This window comes from Pedobacter sp. GW460-11-11-14-TSB4, assembly GCF_059423705.1.
Genome location: NZ_JBWKYI010000012.1, coordinates 12735 through 28784 on the forward strand (window position 1 = coordinate 12735; position 16050 = coordinate 28784).

Below are 16050 nucleotides of genomic sequence, written 5' to 3' on the forward strand. Positions count from 1 at the left end.
CAAAAATACCTATGATATATCAATTTTAGTTTCCGATAATTACAAATGACCAAACACCTACATAGCCTCATACAATTCCGCAAAATCATTCTTCCAAAAGACTAGTTATTGAAAGCGAAACAGGAGCGCTCAAAAACTCAGCCCTCATTAATATGCCGGTGAAGGTACTCCTCTACATTCAACAAATCATGATCCACCTGTTCTTTGGCAGTCATAGACTGGTAATGGTTCGAATCCTCATCGAACTGACTGAAAAGCGATAGCCTCAACAGGTCTTCATCTGTATCAGATCCGTTATTCTGGTTTTGGCCAACAACGGTAAATATACCTTCTACCCCATCGTGCACAAAACTGTACTTCACCTTGACCATATCCTCATCTTCAACCGGAATTTCAGCAATTTCTGTATATTCCCTTTCCAATACTGTTTCCAAACCTTGTTTAATCAGCACAATTGCCTTTTGTTTTTTTTCTTCGTTCATAAGTCTATATCTTTCTACGATAACCTAACAGCTATAGCTCAGGTAAGTTTTAAATAGATGGTAAATCCGCATTACTTTAACACTGTGTTTTTTTGCTACTTTGCAAGCCACATGAGCCCATGGCATTTCGCAATCCCCTATACCAAATCTACTTCAGGCCGAACAGAACTGCTCCAATCATTTTCATTGCATTTCTCACAGGGTGTAAACCTTGCGCCCTGCTTCATTAATAGCGTAAAGCCACAATACCGGCAACTATAATAGCCTGTTTTCTCTATCCTATCACCGCAGGTTACCGGGTGCCCATCGGGCCGGTAATCCATCGGCTGAATCCCAAGCCCTGGGACAATCTCAGTTTTTGGAAAACACCATACAGAAACCAGTCCTGAAGTCTCAAAAAAAGCCCGTTTTACCTGCCCAAGCTGCTCGACATCCTTACTTCTCAAAAACCGGAAAAGATCTTCATGGCTCAGGTTGTTCCGGTCAAGCGAACTGGTCACAATCAGTCCGTCCTCTACCAGGCAATCCGCACGGCCTTCCATAAATATTTCAAGACGCTTGTTCCTATTGATTGTCCACTCCGCCACAGTTTGCAGGACTGCTACGGTAGTAATCACCAGAATACCATGAAGGATAGGCACGTCCTTACCCATCATTGGATCTCCTACCGCAGAACCAAAACAGATGATGATGGCCAGCTCAAGGGTTGATAACTGCCCATGCTCCGCTTACCAAGAAAACGCAGCAGCAATATCGTATAGGCATACATTACCGCTGTACGGAAAATGATCTCCAGAAGGAAACCATAAGGTAGATCACCAAAAAAGATCCTGTGAAAATCGAAAGTTTTAAAGTCCTGCATCAATAAATGAATTAATATGAGCTACAAAAGCATATGAGCTGGCAACTACATGAAAAAGAACAAGCCACAATTCCATATGGTTTTGAAAGCGATTAAACTTTCCATACTACCGGGGCACTTAACGATGCCAAGCTATTGGCTGAATCCTTAAAAATCACCTACAACCTTCTCTCTTTTTATTAATTCCCCACCCAGGGACCAGAAAAAATAATACCAGAAAAAATCATTGATTAAATCAGCATTGATCGATAAATTTGTTTTAAAGCGACATGAAGGCCGCATGGAATAATTCAGATACAAATAACACCCCATTGAACTTTTAACTGATTTGCCATGATTATCGGGAGAAGACTTATATATATTTTTAGGAAAGACCAATAATTGAGTAAGAGACCTGATAAAATAATGATCAAAACAAATTAAAAGGACCGGTCAGGTGACACAGAAAAATTACTAAAGGTAAGACCTAGCGTACTATAAATACCTGACCGTTCAATATGGGGCCATAAGCGAACCAGCCTATGAATGCATTGAATAAAACAAAAAAGTATGTCTATTTCATCGGGATTGACATATCAAAAGAAACCCTGGATATTGCCGTCATGGCTCATGGAACTATTTTGTTGCACGATACCATATCTAATGATATACAATCGATCAAAGATCATTTGACGCACCTGAAAACATTATTGAAGTTTACGACCCGAAACGTTGTCGTGGGAATGGAAAATACCGGTATATACACTAACCATCTGATAAAAAAACTGCAGGCACTTAAAATCGACACCGTCGTAGACTCACCTCTTCATATTAAAAATTCCATGGGTACAGTAAGAGGTAAAACGGATAAAAAAGATGCTGAAAGAATTGCCCTCTACCTCTACAAATCCAGGGATGTATTAAGATTAAGGATACCCAGGCGGCCAATCCTCGAGCAACTGGCCGGCTTATCCACTTTGAGAAAGCGGCTACAATCCCTCCACATCGCAATGAGGGTTCCCTTAAAAGAGCATGCAGATTTTGTAAAAAAAGGATTAATTGAAGAGCGTAACAGACTTTGTTACAGGACTATCGATGCGATTAGTCTGGATATCAAAGATGTTGAAGATTCAATTGAAGCGACATGGAAATCAGATGAAGAAACAAACCGCCTGATGACCTTAATGCAATCAGTCCCCTGTGTCGGACCAGTGGTCGCCCTGGAAATCCTGATCTGCACCAATGAATTTAAAAATGTAAGAACCATTAAAGAGTTTGCATCCTATGCCGGAATAGCACCATTCCCCTATAAATCAGGAACCACGGTCAGTAAGAAAACCCGTGTATCAAAGATTGCCAATAAAAAAATGAAAGCGCTTTTACATACCTCCGCAGTTCTTGCCGGAAGGTTTGTCCCGGATATTAAAGCATATTATCACCGTAAAACGGATATAGAAGGAAAACACAAAATGTCGGTGTTGAATGCCATCCGCTTCAAAATGGCATCAAGGGTATATGCCTGCGTAAAAAACAATCGGTTATACGAGAAAAACCATGAATACAGGCCTTCTGGGGATTAACATTATGAGCTTGCATGTTAAACCAGATTTTCCTCTCCACTATTAATAGAACCGATGTTTTAGAAGCTTGATTGATTAATCCATCGTTAAAATCATGCAGGCATAAATGAATTTTAAGTCCCGACAATTTTTCTAAAAGTCAGATTGACCCTTGGTCTCATTACCTTAGTTGATTTTGCGATCCTATGGTCCCACTTAGTCTGGAGATCCCCCTTCATCAGCAGCAGCGAACCATGCTCCAATCGCACGGTATATTTTTCGCTGTGGTCAGTTTTTCTCCGGATATCAAAAGCCCTCACCTGCCCAAAAGAAACCGATGCAATAACAGGATGCGACCCCATTACCGTCTCGTTATCACTATGCCAGGCCACAGAATCCTGCCCATCCCGGTAATAATTCAGGAGCACACTGTTAAAATTAATCCCTGAAGCGCTTTCCACCAACAATTTTAGTTTCAGAAGTTCAGCTGTCCATGGCAGTGGAACTGATTTCCCCAGGGCATTATAATCTGTACCATCGGGATCACCATACCAGGCAGAAAGCCTTGGGATAATCACTTCCTTATCATACATCTTCACTTTTTTCTGTATCCATGGCGTGTCTGAAATAAAGCCTGAAAGCAAAAGGTTTGCCTCAGTTATATCAATAAATCCGGGAATATACTCCAGTACCTCCTTTGGCAGCCCTGGGGTCTGCCCCGATTCCCTGAAAAAACTCAACTGTTCCATATCCAATACAAATGTGCAAAATAATTTCAAAATACTAATATTTTTAGCATTATATTTGTCCATGTAAACACAAAAAAGGAGGTTGATCATGGAACAGGCAGCAAAAAAACAGCTCATTAAGGACTTAAGGGAACAAATCCTTTCCATGCAGGGCTTTAAATCCGCATCCGGTAACCAGCAAAACATTAGCGGTTTCGAGCTTTTTGCACCGGCTTTCCCCGGCCACATCTTTCCCTTGCAAGGCATCCATGAATTCGTCTGCGAAAGCCTTGAGCAGACAGCTGCCAGTAATGGCTTTATTAGTGGCATACTTTCCCCGCTGATGCAAGACGGCAGCCCCTGTATCTGGATCAGTGCCTCCAGGAAATTCTTTCCACCCGCAGTAAAAAGATTTTCGCTAAACGCTGCCTCCATTATCTTCATTGACCTCCAGAACGAAAAGGAACTGTTGTGGGTGACCGAAGAAGCCTTAAAATGTGAAGGACTGGCAGCCGTGGTTTCCGAAATCCCGGACTTAAATTTTGCGACATCAAGAAGATTCCAGCTGGTGATTGAAAAAAGCAAGGTAACCGCCCTATTCTTAAGGGAAAACCCCAGAACACTTTCCAATACCACCTGTCTTGCCCGCTGGAAAATCAGCCCATTGCCCAGCATATTACCCCAGGGTATGCCCGGTGTCGGCCAGCCCAGCTGGAGGGCAGAATTGCTCAAAGTGCGTAACGGGCAGGGCGGCACTTTTGAGATCTGCTGGTCAGGCAGCACATTTAAAAATCTACAAAACGAAAACACCCGGGTTTTACCACTCCATGGACTACAGGCAGTATAAAGATGGCAAAGCGGTTTTTAAGTATATGGTTTCCGTTTTTGCTAACGGATTGGATGGCTATCCGCCGCCCCGAATGGAAAACGCGGCCAATGGTCTGCGCAGGTGCCAGCCATGGCCGTATGATGGTTGTCGCCGCAAACCAGCATGCAAATACCCAGGGCATTTATAAAGGAATTCCCCTAGCCGATGCGCGGGCCATTGTGCATGAACTCGAAGTCTTTGATGAAAAGCCAGCAAGGCAGCAGAAACTGCTCGAAGGCCTGGCCAGATGGGCCATCCGCTATACCCCGCTATCCTCTACCGATACAGAGGGTATCCTGCTTGATATCACCGGATGCTGCCATTTATGGGGCGGAGAAGAAGCCTACCTAAAACACATCACCGGCAGACTCCAGTCAGCAGGTTACAATGTAAAAGCTGCGATCGCAGATACCATTGGTGCGGCCTGGGCACTGTCCCGTTATGGAAATGGCGCTGAAATCGTAGATCAATACCAGCAGCATTTTGCTTTACTACCCCTTCCTCCGGCAGCACTCAGGATCGCTGGTGAAACCACCGAAAAGCTACATAAACTGGGACTTGGTAAGATTGAGCGATTCATTAAAATGCAACGCAGCGTGCTTCGCCGCAGGTTTGGAGAGAACCTGCTACTGCGAATCTCGCAAGCCATGGGCGATGAGCCCGAGGCCTTCAGTCCGATTACTGTGATCCGGGAATATGAAGAGCGGCTGGCTTGCCTTGAACCCATCCGCACCGCCAAAGCCATCGAAATTGCCATCGAAAAACTACTGGAAAAACTTTGCCTAAGACTTAAAAATGAAGGACTGGGACTTAGAAAAGCAGAACTAAAAGGTTACCGGATAGATGGAAAAACAATTTCTACAGCTATAGGCACCAGCAGGCCCAGTGATGATCCCATCCACCTGATGAAACTTTTTGCACTAAACATTTCCGGCATTGCGCCCGGCATGGGTATCGAACTTTTCTCCCTTAGCGCCGAAAAAACCGAAAAGATGGAACGCCAGCAGGAAAAGATCTGGGCCGGACAGGCAGGTCTTGACAGCCAGCCACTGGCCGAGTTACTAGACCGCGTGGCTGGGAAAGTGGGCAACAATGCCATCCGCCGATACCTGCCAAGGGCAGACTTCTGGCCGGAAAGAGCGGCTAAACAGGCTAAAGATTTAACTGAGATGAATGAAATTAGTTTCCACAATCCATTGAACCGTCCCATACAGCTACTTTCCAGGCCTGAGCGGATCGAGGTTACTGCACCCATACCCGATTACCCCCCAATGTTATTCATCTACAATGGTGAGCGCCACAGCATTAAAAAAGCAGATGGTCCTGAAAGACTGGAACGCGCCTGGTGGCTGGAAGAAGGGGAACACCGCGATTATTATACTGTAGAAGATGAAAAAGGGAACCGCTACTGGCTCTTCCGTTCTGGCCACTATGCAGCCGAAAACTCGGCCTGGTTTATACATGGATTTTTTGCTTAGAAACTATAAGAACAATGGAATACACCGAACTTCAGGTTACAAGCAATTTCAGCTTCCTTCGCGGCGCCTCCCACCCGGAAGAACTCGTAAAAGAGGCCGCAAAAATGGGTTATAAAAAAATCGCCATCACCGATCATAACACCCTCGCTGGAATCGTGCGTGCACATGCCCAGGCCAGAAAACACAACATAGAAATTATCCCGGCCTGCAGGCTAAACCTGGTGGACGGTGCATCCCTGCTTGCCTACCCCACAGACACTGAAAGCTATGGCAGGCTGTCTGCCTTACTTAGCCTGGGTAACCTGCGCACCGAAAAAGGCAGCTGCCAACTCTATAAAAAAGATGTGTTTGAATATGCCCAAGGCATTATTTTTATTGCCATCCCACCCGAGAATCTCTCAGAAGGCTTTGATTTCCAATTGAACTTTTATGCAGACCTTCAAAGCTATCAAAATGCCTTAAAAGAAAATCTTTACCTGGCCATAAACAGGACTTATCAGGGCGAAGACCAGAAGAGAATGTTCCGCCTGGCAAAACTCTCTCAAAAAACAGGCATTCCACTGGCCGCGACCAATGATGTCTATTACCACAGCCCAAACAGACGCGAACTGCAGGATGTGCTAAGCTGCGTAAGGGAAAAATGCACCATCCATAACGCTGGCTACCTGCTTTTCCAAAACGCCGAGCGGCATTTAAAACCCGAAGCGGAAATGAAAAGGCTTTTCCGTCAATATCCGCAGGCACTTGAAAATACCGTAAAAATCTCACAAAAATGCACCTTCAGCCTGGATAGCTTAAAATACATTTACCCCGAAGAAATTACCTCAGAAGGCAGGACACCACAACAGGAACTCCAGTACCTGACCATGAAAGGCGCATATGAGCTTTTCGGCGACGAACTACCAAAAAAAGTAACTGATAACATCAGCCATGAGATGAAATTTGTGGAGGAAATGAACTACGCGTCTTATTTCCTCACCGTTTATGACATCGTGCGTTTTGCAAGGAGCCAGCACATCTTGTGCCAGGGCCGCGGCTCAGCTGCCAATTCCACCATCTGCTACTGCCTAGGCATTACCTCGGTCGATCCCACCAAATTTGATCTGCTCTTTGAGCGCTTTATTTCCTCTGCCCGTAACGAACCGCCCGATATCGATGTGGATTTCGAGCATGAACGAAGGGAAGAAGTAATTCAGTATATTTATCAGAAATACGGACGCGACCGGGCCGCCATTGTGGCCACAGTCACCCAGCAAAGACAAAAAGGGGCTATCCGTGATGTGGGCAAAGTAATGGGCTTATCGGTAGATACCATTAACCGCCTTTCAAGCTCCATATGGGAGTTTACCGATGAATGGTTTGAAGGCGGAAAACTGACCGAGCAGGGCCTCAACCCCAATGATCCGCTGCTTCGGAAAGTCCTGAGCCTCACCGCCAAGATGATGGGCTTTCCAAGACAATTGGGCCAGCATACCGGCGGCTTTGTGATCACCCGCGGAAAACTAACTGACCTTTGCCCCATCTTGAATGCCAGAATGGAAGACCGGACCAATATTGAGTGGAACAAAGATGATATCGATACACTCGGCTTCCTCAAAATCGATGTACTTGCCTTGGGCATGCTCACCTGCATCAGAAAAGGTTTTGATCTGGCCAAAGCGCATTATAACCTGGAGCTAACCATGGGCAAGATCAACGAAGTGGAAGATCCAAAGGTTTATGAAATGATCAGTCATGCAGACACCCTAGGCGTTTTCCAGATTGAAAGCCGTGCCCAGATGTCCATGCTTCCACGCCTGAGGCCAAAAAAATTTTATGACCTGGTGATCGAAGTGGCCATTGTCCGCCCCGGTCCCATTCAGGGAGACATGGTCCATCCTTACCTAAAAAGACGTAACGGTGAAGAAAAGGTAGATTACCCTTCTGAAGAACTCAAAGAGATCCTGCACCGCACGCTCGGGGTCCCGCTCTTTCAGGAACAGGCCATGAAAATTGCCATTGTTGCCGCAGGCTTTACCCCTGCTGAAGCCGATGAACTCCGCCGAAGCATGGCCACTTTTAAAGCCAAAGGCATGGTCACCAAGTTTGAGCAAAAACTCATCAGCGGAATGACCAGCAAAGGTTATAGCGAGGATTTTGCCAAACGGGTATTCAAACAGCTCGAAGGATTTGGCAGCTACGGTTTTCCCGAAAGCCATGCCGCCAGTTTCGCCCTGCTGGTCTATGTTTCCTGCTGGCTAAAATGTTATTATCCCGATGTATTTGCAACAGCCCTGCTTAACAGCATGCCTATGGGTTTTTACCAACCTGCACAGATCGTCATCGATGCCAAAAAACATGGCGTGGAAATCAGGCCTATTGACATTAATTATTCTGCCTGGGACAACCTGCTGGAAGAAAAATCCGGAAAATACCATGCCATCCGCTTAGGGTTTAGGCAGATCAAAGGCATGAAAGCTGAAGATATCGAATTACTGGACAAAGGCAGAAAAAAAGGATATGGCCACATCCACCAGCTGATGGATGCAGGCGTTAGCCTGTCTGCGCTGGAAAGGCTTGCCGATGCTGATGCTTTCGGTTCCATAGGCCTGGACAGAAGAGCTGCCCTTTGGGAAGTATCTGCCATGGCCGACCGACCCGTGGCACTCTTTGAAAACCAGCCCTCTGAAAGCAGTCTGGAAACACAGGCCACCTTACCACTAATGAGCAAAGGCGAACACGTGATACAGGACTATGCCTCCACTTCACTTTCATTAAAAGCACATCCGGTAAGCTTTGTGCGCGAGCAGCTAAGTCTTCTCCATGTCCTCCCGACTAAATCGTTGGCATCAGCAAAAGACGGCCAGAGCGTCAAAGTAGCAGGTCTGGTGCTGGTTAGGCAGCGTCCCGGAACAGCCAAAGGCGTATGTTTTATTACCATAGAAGATGAAACCGGATTTACCAACCTGGTGGTATTTGAAAACCTGTTTGAAAAGTTCCGTAAAGAAATCATCCAGTCCAGACTACTGATGGTCGAAGGCAAACTGCAGATTGAAGGCGAAGTGATCCACGTGATTGTTAAACGGTGCTTTGACCTCACCAGGCTACTTCGCTCGATCGACAGGGCTGATCAGAATGATTTTCCAGCCGTAGCTTTTTCAAGGTCAGATGAAAGAACTGCCCCTTATCCCACTGGCCAAAAGGATCGCCCGGAAAAGAACACCCAAACAACATCAGCTATTCCAGGAGGCAGGAACTTTAAGTAAGCATGAGCTAACTACAAGCAATTCAGATGATTCACGCCACAACATAGAATCAGGAAGCGAAACCATCACATTAGAAAATCTTATTTTCTCAGGCACCAGGTGGTCATGCTCCTCATGTTCTGCACCACAGTGGTCTTAATGGGCTCATGAAGCGTGCCACCAAGTTTGCGCGTCAATCTGAGTAGCATTTCCTGATTGACCAGAAAACGTTCCGAACCATCCGGCAAAATATACCGCCCGTTGCCCACAAAGTGGAGCGAAGATTCAATCCCGATATCGGAGGCCAGCCTGCAGAAAAAATAACCATCCTTTTTCAGTACCCGCCACATTGAGCTTAACATCGCCTCGAAATGATCCAGGTTTTTGGCAAAGTGCAGAACCGCGCTGCTGATGACCAGATCAAAACTACTCTCACCAAAAGGCAACTCATCCACTTCTGCCACCATAAAATGATCTGCCTGCAAACCCTGCCCAAACCCCGAGGCCAGCTGCTTAAGCGCAGCAATTGCCTGCGGATCTTTATCCACACCAAATACCTCGAAACCCTGCTTCAAGAAAAATTGAACGTTTCTTCCGCTACCGCAACCAGCATCCAAAATTCGCGCACAGCCCTTATAAGTACCTTTTAATAACTGATCAAAAAGATATATATCAATATTCCCGTAAAGTTCCTGTAGATTATCCTGACTGTTTAAACCGCTCATTCCGCAAATTTATCTTTTTTCCAATTCTCCCTTTTATTTCAGGCAAAATTATGCCCGATTTTATTCTACTTTATCAGATCCGGGTTTCTGAGCATAAGGCCAGACCGATCAAAATATCAGCAAAGCAATAAAGCCGAACATTTAAAATGAAAGAAAATTTATGATCAAAAAAAAGGGCTAACCGTTTTAAAACAGATAGCCCCTTAAGCATAATCTAAATCGTCCCGTTGATTTAATCTTACACGATGAATTTACACAAAAATTCAAATCGACCAAAATCTCTGTAAAATTGTGAATCAAATTGTAAACCAGGGATATATCATGCATTCCTAACCTAATTGAGCATAATAGTTCAATTCGAGGAACTTTTGATTGCGTTTGATCCCATCAACAGTAACCTCAACTTGTTTAAACACCCCGGCAACTTTTATTTTTTCTGTGGGTAATGTTGATTTTCCGCGATAATGGGCGATTAAGAACGCTTCAGACTGTTGATCGTCACGGATTTCATAAATATCATATTGGTCCCTGATGGGTATGGGAACAAATGTCACTGCTTTACCGGTTGAAATCGGAACCAATATCAAACCCTGAAATTCTGATTTAGATTCTTTTAGCCTCGCAACGCCTGTTATCATCGCATTCGCGCCTAGCAGGCCCAATTTTTCTGCCTCAGCAGGCATTAGTTCCTGCGCTTTATGCTTTAAGAACGCACTCCTTAGCCGATCATCCAATTTCGAAATGATCTCCACCTGATCTTTCTTGGAAAGTTTTGAAATGGAAAATTCTAAAAACAGGATCAGGCGTTGTCGTTCATTAAAAATCCCGCCAACCTTGGCTAATTCACTGACATTTATTTCTCCATCCTCCGCTTTGGTAAATAGATTGAAAAAATGTCCGCCATTGTCTAAATGATTTATTGCTTCTGAAATGTTCTGATAAGGTTTAAGTTGTTCCATATATGGGCAGCAGTGATCGGGTTATTTTATCATTGAGCACCTTTTATTGCGGTGCGATTTATAGATGATTTTTATTACCTATTGTTACAAACTCAGGAAGCCTTAAATTTCAAATGGTCAAATAAATCTGGCCCTGGATCATCCGAAAAGTTTCTGAGACCTGGTATAATAACTGGTCCTTCCACTAATTTTCTCTGAAAAAACCTCTTCTCCCTTTTTGGTCTCTTTTATCTTCGCTCCGTGCACTTCCATAAAATCCCTGAGCTCACCGCGCAGTTCATCACCATTTTCTTTCGCGATTTTGTTGATTGCCTCCTTCAAGACCGAATGTATACACTCATTTAACCGCTTCACGTCCTGTTCCGGAATTGATCCCGCAACAGAGAAAGGCGAGATCCCGGCATGGTAAAGGATTTCATCGCCATAGGAATTCCCGATACCCCGCACCTTTTTCTGGTTCATCAAAAGCGTTTTGATCAGTGTTTTTTTTCCACTCAGGATTTTCTTTAATGAACTATAATCCAGTTCAAGTGCATCGGGCACATCATTTTCAGCTGGATTGAGTGTCGGGGTTGCTTGTTTCTGCATATCTGTGACAGCGAAACCCTCACCTCCCTTAAAAGTAAAGATCAGTATCGGGAACCTTGGTGGCTTATCTTCGAGTGCCACCAGTTCCCCTCTTAGCATCAGGTGTACGCCAAGTACGCGTCCTGCTCCAAAATGAAACTGCAAAGTTTTGCCCGAGCGTTTTACAGCGCTGAGCTTATGTCCTTCCAGTTGGCCTTTTAATTCCTGAGCAGAAACATTAAGCTTACCGGCCACTTCTACATCGATATTTTTCAGTACCTTTCCAACATACCTGCGGGTAAGGATGCGCGAGAAAACTTCAAGATCAGGGAGTTCAGCCATAAGGATTAGGATTTTATGTATTTTTTAATTTCTGAAAGATCGCTGCCCATGAGTACAATGGCTGCTTTAAGTTCACCTGTACTGATCTGAAACTGTTCTGCCCAGTACGTCAACTGCTTGGGATCTGCGCTATCGATGCTTCCCTCGCTGGATGCAAAATCTACCGCTTCAAGCTCATCTCTGTCTTCTTCTATTTCATGCTGCCCATTCACTTCGCTTTCCTGACCTTGCTGAAAGTAATGCCGCGCCCTTTTAAGACCGGTTGCAATTGCCGCTCTTTCTTCCATTCCCTGCGCTAAAAGTGCATTGGCTATCTCAACAGCTTTCTCCCTTAAAGTTTCAGGTTGGTTTTTATAGGATGGCGGATAATCCCTATTGTACCATGGCATAATCTTTCGTATTTACACTTAAAACATAGCTGATTAACGGAAAGTTTGATGGCCGGAAATAAAAAAGGCGGAGGTCCTTTTGGACTTCCGCCTTGACCTTCTCAGATCATTGTTTTTCATTCTGGTAAATGTGCTATAAAGACAGATTTCCCGCTCAATTGTTTTAGAAAAAATCAAAAAGCGCAGAGAAATATTTTAAACCTTTTTCTTTTTGCTTTTGATAAGGTTTCATTTTTTTTTCGGTCGGACAATCCTCAACAATATTTCATTCTCCGCTAACACTGATCTCTTGTTAAAGAAATTGTTTCCTGACCTGTTGGAAGAGTATCCTGTACTATCGCGATTGTCACCTCTCTAACAGCGAACAGAAAACCGCCATAACATTGGATAATAAGATTATCCAGAAATAATTGCCATTCTACCCATTCAGTGCATCAGCATTAAAATCAAAGTTGCAGGTAAACTAAACACCTTTTTGAATTTTCAGGTGGATCTGCATGATTAGGAATGAATACGGATTACCACAGAATAAATACCTAAACTTATTTCTGTTGTTTTTTTTGCAATAATCCCGCTAACTTAGGATACCAGACCAGAAATGAACATGCCTAAAATCCTGATCATCGAAGATGACCTCAGCAATGCCGACGTTATCCAGCAGATGTTAGAATCGGAAGATTTTGAGGTGGAGAGCATAAACAAACCCGGGGCTGTCGATCAATCAATAAAACGCTTTTCTCCCGACCTGATCGTAATGGACATTTTACTTGCCTCCGGCGACGGAAGGCTATTTTGTAATTCCATCAAAGAAAACCCAGACACAAATCACATTCCCATATTACTCATCACCGCTATGCTTGAATCAGAAATCCCGCGCATTCCATGCTTACCGGACGCCATCATGCTCAAACCCTTCGACTATCTGAAGCTGATTAAAACAGTAAAAACGCTACTACACACTTCAGGATAACATTCTTAAGGAAAGCTGAAAGGGCGTAATGCCCTAGAGCAGCTACAGAAAAACGAAGCTTTCTCGCCAGATTAAACAAAGAAATCATTCTAAAATTAGCATCAGCTAAAACTATTCTAAAAATAAACAGTTATCTATAAACCTATAAAACCAAATATCTATGAAGACCGCAACATTCAGCAACATGGTTACCGCCCATACTGATCAACTCTACGCCCACGCCATGAATTTCACAAGGGACACTGAAGATGCGAACGACCTTGTTCAGGATACATTGATCAAGGCTTTAAGGTTTAAAGAGGGGTTTGAGCAGGGGTCCAATTTTAAAGGATGGCTATTTGTGATCATGCGGAATACCTTCATCAACGATTATCGTAAAAAAGCAAAGAAAAATTCAATCATTACCATTGAAGAAGAGCTCAGTAGCGCACAACTTGCGGGCAACGCGTCACTTAACGGAGCTGAACATAAGTTCGCCATGCAGGATATTAACAATGCACTCCACCGCTTACCCGAAGCACACCGTTTGCCATTTGTGAGATATGTTGAAGGTTATAAATACCATGAAATTGCCGATGAACTGGGAATACCACTGGGAACAGTAAAAACACATATCCACCAGGCGAGGCTTGAACTTAAAAAAACGCTAAAAATTTATCGGTAAGAATCAAGTTCAAACGATGTATTTATCTCTGCATTCAAACCACTGATCCGGTGCCACAGCACCTGCCTTTTTATTAATAAAATAATTTCCATGCCCTAATATGCAATGGACCACTTGCTGTCGTTTAACTGACCAGCAAAATTAACGCTTTAGCCAATAGCTTACCCACTAGCATCATAGCCGGACATGAAGACACAGGATATATTGATCTATCTAAGCAACTGTATCTCCGCAAGGTTTTCGGTCAGCGTGGGCATCATTTGTTCTGCCCAGTCCCTTAACCTGGGGTCTTTAGCGCCTGTTGGGGAAACTGCCCTTACATGAATCGAGATGAGTTGCTGATCCGATTCAATGGTCATCCTCACCAGTTCCTTCTTAAAATTATCCCCTGCCAATTTTCTCAATCTGATCAGTCTTTCCATGTTTTCATCGCCGATCGCCGTGGATGAGTCTTCGGCAAACACCCCGACAACCGAATTCAGCTCGGACATATATTTTTTTGACTTTTCTATCCTTTGTTTTGCTATTTCAGGAAAACGCACATGACTGGTAATTTTGGAAAGCTCCTCATTTAAAAGCTGTTGGTACTTCTGTTCAGAAACCGCCATTGCATAGAAGGCTTCAGAGCTGAGCGCGTATGCCCCAGTATCCTCCTTATGGCAGGATGTACAAAGCAACCAGCAACAGAAAAATGCCTGCATTATGCGCCAGTAGTTAAGCGAAAAAAGGTTGGCTTGAAATGAATATTGAGTATCCATAGTGGTCTGTTTTATCCGCAAAAGCATTTTATCTTCTGACTAAGATGCGTTGCTAAGAAACAGGTAAAGCGGCAGGCAAAGGCGAAGTTTAACTAAGAGGATATAAAATTTAGCCCGGCCTGTTGCCAGGCTAATTCATTAACTTAAGGTTTTAAAACAACCTTAACACAGTCCTCTTCTTTATTATCAAAAATCTTATAGCCGTGTGCAGCATCCTCGAGCGGAAGTGTGTGGGTAATGATGTCATCCAGCACCACTTTCCCCTCGTTCACCAGCCCGATAAGTTTATCAATATAATTGAGTACTGGAGCCTGTCCCTGTTTAATGGTAATGCCCTTATCAAAAATCCTGAAAAGCGGGAAATTGTCATAAGGAGAACCATAAACGCCCATAATAGATACTGTTCCCATCCTGCGCACAGCCTCAAAACACATTTCCAGCACCTTAATAGATCCTTTCTCAAAATGTACCGTCGCTTTCACCTTATCGAAAAAGCTACGTTCCGGTTCAAAGCCAACGGCATCTACGCAGAGGTCAGCTCCCCGGCCACCAGTCATTTCCCTTATAGCCTCTACTACATCGACTTTATGTGGATTGAGGATATCGACATTATTTACTGCCTTAGCTTTTTCCAACCTGTAATCCAGGGGATCAATGGCAATTACCCTGCTGGCACCATTTATCCATGCTGCCTTCTGGGCCATCAGACCGACAGGTCCTGATCCAAAAATGGCAACCACCTCTCCTCCCTTGAGCTGTGCCCAATCAATAGCCGACCAACCGGTAGGAAAAATGTCCGTTAGGAACAATGCCTGCTCATCACTCAGATGCTCCGGAACAATACGCGGACTGATGTCGGCATAAGGAACACGGACATATTGTGCCTGTCCACCTGAATAACCGCCATACAGATCAGTATAACCAAACAATGCGGCACCTTTCTGGCTCATCATATCGCCATTGGGACCGTAGTTTTTAAAATTCGAAGTTTCGCAAGCCGGAGATGCCTCATGGGTACAGAAAAAACACTTACCGCATGAGATAGGAAAAGGAACTACGACGCGGTCTCCACGCTTGAGATTGGTGATCGAAGCACCTACTTCTTCTACTATCCCCATAAATTCATGTCCCATGATCAATGGGTCTTTCTGTGGTACTGCGCCGCTCAGGATATGAAGATCCGACCCGCAGATCGCAGTTGAGGTAACTTTCAAAATTACATCCCGGGGATCCAGAATTTTCGGATCAGGTACATAGTCCACCCGGATATCTCCAGGTTTGTGAAATACTGCTGCTTTCATAGTCTTGATTTTAGATACGATTTATGATTAAGCCTTGATAATCACCTTCGGCCTTAAAGAAGCAACAATAAAAAATCAGCTATAGTTTAGTCAATTTCACATTTTAAAGAAATAGGACTGTTCGCCATAACGGCCTTTAATTTAATTACTGATAGTTGACGAGCTGAAAAGATAATCCGAACCAAAGTCTCAATT

General features: G+C 44.1%; 16 protein-coding genes. 6 read left to right on the forward strand and 10 right to left on the reverse strand.

Annotated features, from left to right (window positions below; all coding sequences use genetic code 11):
- Positions 1-137: 137 nt before the first annotated feature.
- From AC07YT_RS13615 to AC07YT_RS13625, 3 genes are all read right to left on the reverse strand, one after another.
- Complete coding sequence (locus AC07YT_RS13615) at positions 138-482, reverse strand: hypothetical protein (protein ID WP_086546880.1); 345 nt, start codon at positions 480-482, stop codon at positions 138-140.
- Positions 483-619: 137 nt separating this feature from the next.
- A complete protein-coding gene (locus AC07YT_RS13620) occupies positions 620-1138 on the reverse strand; it encodes a DUF421 domain-containing protein (RefSeq protein WP_086546881.1) in 519 nt (172 codons plus the stop codon).
- A gap of 8 nt (positions 1139-1146) precedes the next feature.
- A complete protein-coding gene (locus AC07YT_RS13625) occupies positions 1147-1344 on the reverse strand; it encodes a hypothetical protein (RefSeq protein ID WP_086546882.1) in 198 nt (65 codons plus the stop codon).
- A 521-nt stretch (positions 1345-1865) separates the two neighbouring features.
- On the opposite strand from AC07YT_RS13625, the gene AC07YT_RS13630 reads away from it, so the two are divergent.
- Positions 1866-2903 (forward strand): IS110 family RNA-guided transposase, encoded by a 1038-nt coding sequence (locus tag AC07YT_RS13630; protein ID WP_086546883.1) that lies wholly within the window; start codon positions 1866-1868, stop codon positions 2901-2903.
- A gap of 113 nt (positions 2904-3016) precedes the next feature.
- Here the strand turns inward: AC07YT_RS13630 and AC07YT_RS13635 are convergent, their stop codons facing one another.
- Positions 3017-3661, reverse strand: a complete 645-nt coding sequence (locus tag AC07YT_RS13635) for an alpha-ketoglutarate-dependent dioxygenase AlkB family protein (protein ID WP_494945358.1) — start codon at positions 3659-3661, stop codon at positions 3017-3019.
- A gap of 58 nt (positions 3662-3719) precedes the next feature.
- Here AC07YT_RS13635 and AC07YT_RS13640 point away from each other — a divergent pair, with 58 nt between their 5' ends.
- Genes AC07YT_RS13640 through AC07YT_RS13650 form a run of 3 tightly spaced genes read left to right on the forward strand, consistent with a single transcriptional unit; the run spans position 3720 to position 9201 of the window.
- Positions 3720-4457: an ImuA family protein gene (locus AC07YT_RS13640; protein ID WP_086546884.1), complete on the forward strand. Its 738-nt coding sequence runs from the start codon at positions 3720-3722 to the stop codon at positions 4455-4457.
- A gap of 2 nt (positions 4458-4459) precedes the next feature.
- Entirely contained in the window at positions 4460-5956 is a 1497-nt protein-coding gene (locus AC07YT_RS13645) for a Y-family DNA polymerase (RefSeq protein WP_086546885.1), read from the forward strand.
- Between the two features lie 14 nt (positions 5957-5970).
- The gene (locus tag AC07YT_RS13650) at positions 5971-9201 is read left to right on the forward strand and encodes an error-prone DNA polymerase (RefSeq protein ID WP_086546886.1); all 3231 of its coding nucleotides are present in this window, start codon (positions 5971-5973) and stop codon (positions 9199-9201) included.
- An 80-nt stretch (positions 9202-9281) separates the two neighbouring features.
- Here the strand turns inward: AC07YT_RS13650 and AC07YT_RS13655 are convergent, their stop codons facing one another.
- The 4 genes from AC07YT_RS13655 to AC07YT_RS13670 form a co-directional block, all read right to left on the reverse strand.
- Positions 9282-9905 carry a class I SAM-dependent methyltransferase gene (locus AC07YT_RS13655; RefSeq protein WP_086546887.1) on the reverse strand — a complete coding sequence of 208 codons (624 nt, stop codon included), beginning with the start codon at positions 9903-9905 and terminating at the stop codon, positions 9282-9284.
- Positions 9906-10234: 329 nt separating this feature from the next.
- Positions 10235-10864: a hypothetical protein gene (locus AC07YT_RS13660; RefSeq protein WP_494945359.1), complete on the reverse strand. Its 630-nt coding sequence runs from the start codon at positions 10862-10864 to the stop codon at positions 10235-10237.
- Between the two features lie 138 nt (positions 10865-11002).
- Positions 11003-11773: a DNA-formamidopyrimidine glycosylase family protein gene (locus AC07YT_RS13665; RefSeq protein WP_086546888.1), complete on the reverse strand. Its 771-nt coding sequence runs from the start codon at positions 11771-11773 to the stop codon at positions 11003-11005.
- A gap of 5 nt (positions 11774-11778) precedes the next feature.
- Entirely contained in the window at positions 11779-12162 is a 384-nt protein-coding gene (locus AC07YT_RS13670) for a DUF3606 domain-containing protein (protein WP_086546889.1), read from the reverse strand.
- Between the two features lie 604 nt (positions 12163-12766).
- Between AC07YT_RS13670 and AC07YT_RS13675 the strand changes: the two genes are divergently transcribed.
- Both AC07YT_RS13675 and AC07YT_RS13680 read left to right on the forward strand, forming a co-directional pair.
- A complete protein-coding gene (locus AC07YT_RS13675) occupies positions 12767-13132 on the forward strand; it encodes a response regulator transcription factor (RefSeq protein WP_494945360.1) in 366 nt (121 codons plus the stop codon).
- A gap of 160 nt (positions 13133-13292) precedes the next feature.
- Positions 13293-13796 (forward strand): RNA polymerase sigma factor, encoded by a 504-nt coding sequence (locus tag AC07YT_RS13680; protein ID WP_086546891.1) that lies wholly within the window; start codon positions 13293-13295, stop codon positions 13794-13796.
- Positions 13797-14005: 209 nt separating this feature from the next.
- Here AC07YT_RS13680 and AC07YT_RS13685 read toward each other — a convergent pair whose 3' ends face one another.
- Both AC07YT_RS13685 and AC07YT_RS13690 read right to left on the reverse strand, forming a co-directional pair.
- Positions 14006-14554: a DUF4142 domain-containing protein gene (locus AC07YT_RS13685; RefSeq protein ID WP_494945361.1), complete on the reverse strand. Its 549-nt coding sequence runs from the start codon at positions 14552-14554 to the stop codon at positions 14006-14008.
- 143 nt (positions 14555-14697) lie between these two features.
- Positions 14698-15855 (reverse strand): zinc-dependent alcohol dehydrogenase, encoded by a 1158-nt coding sequence (locus AC07YT_RS13690; protein ID WP_086546893.1) that lies wholly within the window; start codon positions 15853-15855, stop codon positions 14698-14700.
- Positions 15856-16050: the final 195 nt, after the last annotated feature.